Origin of the sequence: Aquipuribacter hungaricus, assembly GCF_037860755.1 — a bacterium.
Taxonomy (GTDB): domain Bacteria; phylum Actinomycetota; class Actinomycetes; order Actinomycetales; family JBBAYJ01; genus Aquipuribacter; species Aquipuribacter hungaricus.
In genome coordinates, this window is record NZ_JBBEOI010000193.1 from 1 (window position 1) to 6687 (window position 6687).

Annotated in this window: 5 protein-coding genes; 1 reads left to right on the forward strand and 4 read right to left on the reverse strand. The window is 75.4% G+C overall.

Translation table 11 applies throughout. The features are described from left to right. On the forward strand, positions 1-804 hold an 804-nt coding region (locus WCS02_RS15740; protein WP_340294938.1), incomplete at its 5' end, for a glycoside hydrolase family 16 protein. Positions 805-1662: 858 nt separating this feature from the next. On the opposite strand, the gene WCS02_RS15745 is transcribed toward WCS02_RS15740, so the two are convergent. The 4 genes from WCS02_RS15745 to WCS02_RS15760 all read right to left on the reverse strand — a co-directional run bounded on the left by WCS02_RS15745 (position 1663) and on the right by WCS02_RS15760 (position 6264). Then, positions 1663-3198, reverse strand: coding sequence for a sugar transferase (locus WCS02_RS15745; RefSeq protein ID WP_340294939.1), 1536 nt, complete (start codon positions 3196-3198; stop codon positions 1663-1665). Between the two features lie 437 nt (positions 3199-3635). Continuing rightward, a complete protein-coding gene (locus WCS02_RS15750) occupies positions 3636-4736 on the reverse strand; it encodes a hypothetical protein (protein ID WP_340294941.1) in 1101 nt (366 codons plus the stop codon). 75 nt (positions 4737-4811) lie between these two features. After that, entirely contained in the window at positions 4812-5405 is a 594-nt protein-coding gene (pth, locus tag WCS02_RS15755) for an aminoacyl-tRNA hydrolase (RefSeq protein WP_340294943.1), read from the reverse strand. A 160-nt stretch (positions 5406-5565) separates the two neighbouring features. Continuing rightward, a complete protein-coding gene (locus WCS02_RS15760) occupies positions 5566-6264 on the reverse strand; it encodes a 50S ribosomal protein L25/general stress protein Ctc (RefSeq protein ID WP_340294945.1) in 699 nt (232 codons plus the stop codon). Between the last annotated feature and the right edge of the window lie 423 nt (positions 6265-6687).

Consider the following 6687-nt stretch of genomic DNA (forward strand, 5'->3'; position numbering starts at 1 on the left):
GCCCCCGCCCCCGCTCCCGCCCCGGCGCCTGCCCCCGCCCCCGCCCCGGCTCCCGCGCCGGCCCCGGCCCCGGCCCCCGCCGGCTGGACCCAGGTCTGGAGCGACGAGTTCTCCGGCAGCAGCGTCAACACGAGCGCCTGGAACGTCCGCAACAACGCCGGCAACTCCAACGAGGCGTCGTACCTGCTCGCCCGCAACGTCACCCAGGCGGACGGGGTCCTGTCCATCACCGCCAAGCGCGAGGCGGCCGGCGGGCGCGAGTTCACCTCCGGCTACATCGACACCATCGGCAAGCAGAGCTTCGGCGTCGGCACGCGCTGGGAGATCCGCGCCAAGGTCCCCACCCAGGCGAACAGCAGCGGTGGCCTCTGGCCGGCCTTCTGGCTGCGCAGCAACCAGACCGGCGGCGAGATCGACGTCGCGGAGTTCTACGGCTCGCCGCACCCCCACCTGGCCAACGCCCACCGCAACGTCGACCACATCGTCCACGAGGACACCATGGGCGGCGGCGCCAAGTCCGGCGTGGACTACCTCCTGCCGAACAACGCCCAGCCTTCTGACGGCTACCACCTGTACGCGGTCGAGGTCGTGTCCGAGGGCATCCACTTCTACGTCGACGGCGTGCGGTCCTTCTCCGTGCTCCGCAGCACGCACCCGTGGATCGGCCCGATGCTCGGCGGCACCTGGAACATCCGCCTGAACTTCCAGGTCGGCAAGGCCGGCAGCTGGGCCACGGCCCCCACCTCCGCGACCCGCTTCCCGGCGACCTTCGCCATCGACTACGTGCGGATCTACAAGCGCTGACGTCACGCACCCCCGTAGCGGGCCCCGACCGGACTTCCGGTCGGGGCCCGCTGTGCGTAGGGCGGGGGTGCCGGGGGGCGGGGGCAGGGGACGGCGAGCGGTCAGTGGTGACCGCGGCACGCCGGTCTGGCGGTCACCAGTGACCTCTCGCGAGCTCCCCACGAGCGTGGGCCGGCTCGCGGTCACGGGAGGCCTGACGGCCCGAGCGTCGCCAGCCACCGCCCAGGACCCTGGGGGGCGGCACGCCTGGCGAGAGTCGCCTGGTGACGGCGACACGCCGGGTCCGGCCGTCACAAGGCACCTCTCACGAGCTCGGGCGGCGGGGCCGGCACCACGGTCACGTGACCTACCCGTCAGGGCTCGGCGTCACCAGTGATAGCTCGCGACCGTGCCGAGGCAGCCTGGTCAGCGAGAGCTCGCTGGTGACGCGGACGCGCCGGTCCTGGCGTCATGGACCGCTCACGCGCCGTGCCGAGGTGGCCGGGCAGCGAGAGGTCACTGGTGACCGGGACGCGCCGGTCCGACCGTCACCAGTGACCTCTCACGGCTACGGACCAGCCGACCGCTCCCGGGCCGGACGCTCGCGCCCCCGGACCGACAGTCGCGTGCGGGCCGCCCAGGCTCCGGCGCCGGACTGGCGCTCGCCCCTGGTGAGCGGGCAGCGCGGCACGCCGGTCAGAGGGTCACCAGTGACCGCTCGCCCGGTCCCCGGCCTGTCGACCCAGGCGACCGGTCCCGGCGCTCAGGCCGGACCGCGGTGGTCGGTGGTGGCCAGCCCGCCGAGGGACACCCGCAGGCCCACGTCGACAAGGAGCCCCGCGCGAGCGACCAGCGCAGCCCCCGGGGCGAGCGGTCGGGTCAGTACGCCCCGGACCCGCGCACGACCACGCGGAACGTGCGCCAGAGGATGAGCAGGTCCATGGCCAGGGACCAGTTGTCGACGTAGCGCAGGTCCAGGTTGACGGAGGCCTCCCAGCTGAGGTCGGCGCGTCCGCTCACCTGCCACAGGCCCGTCAGGCCCGGCTTGACGCGCAGGCGCCGGTTGACGGCGTCGTGGTACTGCTCGAACTCGCTCATGAGCGGCGGGCGCGGGCCCACCAGCGACATGTCGCCGGCGACGACGTTCCACAGCTGCGGCAGCTCGTCCAGGGAGAAGCGGCGCAGCACGCGCCCGACGCGGGTGATGCGCGGGTCGGCGTGCATCTTGAACATGAGGCCGTCGCGGTCGCTGTCGCCGAGCAGGTGCTCGCGGCGGGCCTCGGCGTCGACCACCATCGAGCGCAGCTTCCACATGGTGAAGGGACGCCCGTCGAGGCCGGCCCGGGTCTGCCGGAAGAACGCCGGCCCGGGGCTGGTGAGCACGACGGCGAGCGCGCACACGGCCAGCGGCAGCGCGGCCGCCGTGAGCAGGGCCGCGCCGAGGGTCCGGTCGAGGACGGCCTTGCCCAGGCCGCGGCCCAGGTGGCGGCTGGGACGCTCGACGTGCACCAGGGACAGGCCGGCGGTCGGCCGCAGGCTCACGTGGGGCCCGCCGACCTCGACGAGGCCGGGAGCGACGACCAGGTCCGCGCCGGCGTGCTCGAGCGCCCACGACAGCCGCCGCAGGGCCGGGCCGGACAGCGAGGACCCGGTGACGATGACGACGTCGATGCGGTGGTCGTGGACCACCTGCGCGATGTCGCTCACGGTCCCCAGCACCGGCAGGCCGCCTGCCTGGGGCGAGCGGCCCAGCGCCGGCGGGCAGATGCCGACGACGTGGTAGCCGTAGGAGGGCTGGCGGGCGAGGTCGGCCGCGACCGGCGTGGCCTGGGTGTGGCTGCCCACGACGAGCGTGCGCAGCATGGCCCGGCCGCGCGCCCGCTCCCGCTGCAGGACGGTCCGGACGCCGTAGCGGACCAGGCTCGTCACCAGGGCGAGCACCGGGATCGCGACGAGCACCCAGCGGCGGGGCAGCAGGGTCTGCGTGGCGTAGGCCGTGAGCCCGAGGACGGCGATGAGGGTCACCGCGACCCGCATGACGGCCTGGAACTCCTCGGGACCGGAGCCGAGGTGGCGCACCCGGTAGGCGCCGTGGAGCAGGAGGACCAGGGACCACGCGGCGGCCGAGACCAGGGCCAGCAGCAGGCACGTCACCGGGTCCAGGCGGAGCGACGCGGCGGTGATCCCGCCGACGGCGGCCGCGCCCAGCAGGTCGGCGGCGACCACGATGCGCAGCAGCGACCGCTCCCAGGAGGAGCGCGGGAGCGGGCCGTCCAGCGGCGCGACGGGACGGGCGTCCGGGCCGTCGGCGCCGGAGCGGACGAACGGGTCGCTGGAGGCCCAGGAGGTGCGGACGCCGGCGACCGGCCGGCGACGGTCGGACTGGACCGGCGCCTCGCGTTCCTCGACGCTCACCGGACGGCCGCCCCACGACGGCTCGCGGGCGTCGGCGGGACCTGGTGCCGGCGGTGGTGACGCCCTCGGTCGTGGCTGCGCACAGGGACCTCCAACGTTGTCGCACCCGAGGGCGGGGACACCTCACGCCCTGCCTGACCTGGACCGAGCGTAGGACGCGCTCCCTGGCCGCCGGGGGGTTTTGGAGCAGGTGCTGGGACGTCCGGGGGACGTCCGCACGCGCCGTGACCGGAGGCCACCCGGGTGGCCCCGCCCGGTCGCAGCAGCGGCTGGGCCGACCGGGTGACGCCCCGCGACGGGCGGTCCCACCGCGTCCGCGGCAGCGCACGGCGGCCCGCCGACCACGTCCCGCCACGGGTCGGCGGTCGCGTGGTGCCACGAGCGCACAGCAGCCCACCGGAGGCCGCTCGAGAGCGGGGTGCTGCGGCCCGGACGGGCTACGCGGCGGTGAGCTCCCGCAGCCGTCGTCCGAGGACCCGCCCGACGGCCTCGCCGGAGCAGACGTCGCGCCACCACGCGAGCGAGGCGTCCGACAGCCGCTGCATCCGGCCCGGGTCGGCGAACAGGCCGTCGAGCACGTCGTCCAGGTCGTCCCAGGAGCGCACGAGGACCAGCGGGGCGCCGGAGTAGAACGGCTGCGGGCCGGCGGCGTCGGCGACGACCACGCAGCCGTAGCGCCAGCCCTCGAAGACCCGGTAGCTCTCCAGCGAGGTGCCCCGGGGGGCGAGCGCGACCCGGCAGTCCATCATGTGGTCGCCGTAGGACGAGGCCGCGGCCTGGTCGACGCTGTGGAAGTCCCCGGTGAGGGTGAGCCGCACGATGCGCTCCGGGTGCGCGGCCGACCAGCGCTCGAGCGCGGCCACCATGGCGTTGCGGTACAGCGACTTGGGGTTGCCCAGGTACTTCTTGCCGACGCGCTTCCACCGGGCCCCGCGCGAGGTGTCGTGGACGACGCTGCCGCCGAAGTACACGTCGGTGCCGCGCTCGGCGAACGGCACCAGGGGCAGCTCGGGCTGCTTGTGGTAGCCGAGCGGGATGTCGACGAGGGCGCCCGTGCGGGGGCTCGGCCAGCCGGCGGCGGTCGCGTCGGCCTCGGCGTCACGGTGGAACCGGGCACGGGTGGCGAGGATGCGCAGGTGGTTGCCGAGGGCGGCCAGCGACAGCGGGCGCAGCGGCCAGAGCGTGTGGACGGGGAACCACGGCGTGCCGGAGGACTGCCGCGCCACGGCCAGCACGGCACCGAGGTAGCTCGGGCGGCGGAACCAGGCGTCGTTGAGCAGGAAGGCCACGACGTCGTCGCCGACCGTGGGCAGCCACCGCGGGTCCTGGGTGACGTAGAACGTCAGCGGCCGGCCCTCCCAGCCCTCGAGCACCGACCGGACCACGGCACCGAGGTAGGCGCAGTCCGCGCGCGGCAGGTCGGTCGGGTCGTACGGGTCCCACGCGACCGGGTCCGCGCCGCGGTCGAAGCAGACGAAGAAGCGGTGGGCAGTCCCGTCGGCCGGGGTCGTCACGGGCGCGGCGGGGGTCGGCTCCATGCCGGTGACGATACCGGCGCGGGCGGTGACCGGTCCTCGTCCTGGCCGCCTGGCCGTGACGACGACGCCTCCGGCCTAGCCTCGGCTGTGGACCCGCAGCTGCGCGGCGTCGAGGCCCTCGGAGACGACCAGCTCGACGGCCTCGGCCGCGTCGACCACGATCAGCTCGGCCTCGCTCTGCTCGCGCCTCCCGAAGCCCGTGAGGACGAAGTCGGCGGGGTCCTGGCGGCCGGGCGGGCGGCCGATGCCGCACCGCACGCGGACGTAGTCGCGGGTGCCGAGCGACTGGGACACCGAGCGGAGGCCGTTGTGCCCGCCCTCGCCGCCGCCCCGCTTGAGCCGGACGCGGCCGAGGTCGATGTCGAGCTCGTCGTGGACGACGACGACCTGCGCGGGATCGACGCCGAAGTACCGGGCGAGGCCGGCGACCGGTCCCCCGGACTCGTTCATGTAGGTCGTCGGCTTGGCGAGGACCACCGTGGGACCGGGGGCACCGCCCGGACCGGTGCCGAGGCGGGTCTGGCAGACCGCGGCCTGGTGCTTGCCGGCCTTGAAGGCCTGCCCGCCGGCGAGGTGGTCGACGACCACCTGGCCGATGTTGTGGCGGGTGCCGGCGTAGCGGGGGCCGGGGTTGCCGAGGCCGACGACGAGCCAGGGGCCCTCGCTCACGTGGTCCTCCCGGGCTGTCGTGCCGTGCGGCTGGCGACCGGTGCCGGTCCTGGCGTCCTGCTGACGTGCGAGCGACCGGCCGCCGCGGCTGCGGCGACCGGTCGTCTCGTCGTGCGGGTGCGGGGTGCTGGTGGCGCGGGATGGAGCCGGTGGTGCTGGGTCAGGACTGGTCGGACGGGGCCTCGTCGGAGGTCTCCGGCACGACGTCGCCCTCGGCCGCGGTGGCCTCGGCCTCGGCCTGCTCGGCCTCCTCCGCCTCGGCGGCGGCCGTGGCAGCACCGGCGCCGACCTCGAGCTCGGCGGCCTCGACCTCCTCGGCGAGGTGGGTCTCGGCGACGGCCACGGCGACGAGCTCCGGGTCCGTGACGAGCTCGACGCCCGCGGGCAGCTCGAGCTGGCCGACGAGGACGTGGAAGCCGGCCTCGGCGTCGGTGACGTCCACGTGGACGCTCTCGGGCAGGTCCATCGCGTCGGCGAGGACGGCGATGCTCTGGACGCCGACGGTGACGACCGTGCCGGTCTGCGGGTCGCCCGTGGTGAGGACGGAGATGTCGACCTGGATCTTCTCGCCGCGGCGGACGGTGACGAAGTCGACGTGCTCGATGGTGCCGCGGATCGGGTCGCGCTGGACGAACTTGGCCAGGGCGAGGTGCTCCGCCCCGTCCACGTCCAGGCTCAGCACCGTGTTGCGGTGCTTGAGGGCGAGCATGGTCTGGTGGCCCGGCAGGGACAGGTGGATCGGGGCCTCGCCGTGGCCGTAGACGACGGCGGGGACCTTGTCGGCACGACGGAGGCGGCGCGCGGCACCCTTGCCGAACTCGGTACGGGTCTCGGCGGGCAGGCTGGTCTGGGACGACACGGGGAGCTCCTCGGCTGGTACGGCAGGCGGTGCGGGCACGGCTGGCCACGGCGGTCCGGGTCCGCGAACCCTCACCGGAGGACGCGATCACCCGCGCGCCTCGTCGATGACGGACGCCAGTCCCTCGCCGTGACAACCTCGGCAGCCTACCGGACGAGCCGCACCCGCCCCGCGCGGCGGCGTCCGCCACCCGGTGGTCGACGCAGGGTGACGCCGCGGGGGGCGGGGGACCCCGGACCGGGCTCGCCCGGGCGGCGGATCGTGGTGACCCCCGTCGTGGTCGATAGACCTCTCGTCCCCTCGACGACGGAGCCCGATCCCCATGACCACGCGACCCGCCGGCCCCCTGGCCGCCCCCGGTGTGCTGCCCGTGCGGCGGCGCGCCCGCCGCACCGCGCCCGCCGCCGTCGCGCTGACCGCGGC

Bases quoted from the DNA above. Each gene is read 5' to 3' on its own strand.
- WCS02_RS15750 (WP_340294941.1), bottom strand. From the start codon at position 4,736: ATGGAGCCGACCCCCGCCGCGCCCGTGACGACCCCGGCCGACGGGACT.